This window comes from Roseburia sp. AM23-20 (assembly GCF_003470905.1).
Taxonomy (GTDB): domain Bacteria; phylum Bacillota; class Clostridia; order Lachnospirales; family Lachnospiraceae; genus Roseburia; species Roseburia rectibacter.
Map to the genome: position 1 here is coordinate 1 of NZ_QRHS01000081.1, position 559 is coordinate 559.

Genomic DNA, 559 nt, shown 5'->3' on the forward strand with positions numbered 1-559 from the left:
TCTGTCCGGTCGGCTTATACACCGCGCACATAGGAGACTGTTTGAAATCCCAGTTATCCAGATCATTGTACCGGATCACAGTCTTCATGAACTGGTTATAAACAGATCCACGCAAGTCAACCTTGTATCGTCTGGTATATACAATATGTGCCTGTGGATCTTGCCGGATGGTCTCGTATGCCAGGTCTCCCCAGAAGTTGGACTTGATAGAACCACGACCGCCCTTAGATACAATCTCATGCACATCTATCTCCCCGGCAAATGCTTCATGCACTGTTCGGTAGATTTCCACAAAATCGGAAGTAATGTCTGTGATTGGTATCGTCCACAGAGGTGCTTTCTCCCGCTTTTCTTTCTCCTCCCGTTCAATTCTCTGCTTTTCTGCTATTGTCAGTGCTTTTTCCAGTCCATCCATTGCCTTAAGTTGATCCTTGAACTCCGGTGTATATCCCTCTCCATCCCTCAACATACCTTTTGCTATCATGCTTCTGCGTTCCTGTATTTCTGCAAGACTCATAATGTCACGGTGCTGTTCTTTCTCGATACGCTCCATCTGCTC

The 559-nt window shown here is 46.3% G+C and carries 1 protein-coding gene; it reads right to left on the reverse strand.

Going from position 1 to position 559, the window contains the following annotated elements; genetic code table 11:
* The coding region (locus DW650_RS19640; RefSeq protein ID WP_330414712.1) for a hypothetical protein at positions 1 to 559 on the reverse strand (559 nt) is incomplete at both ends.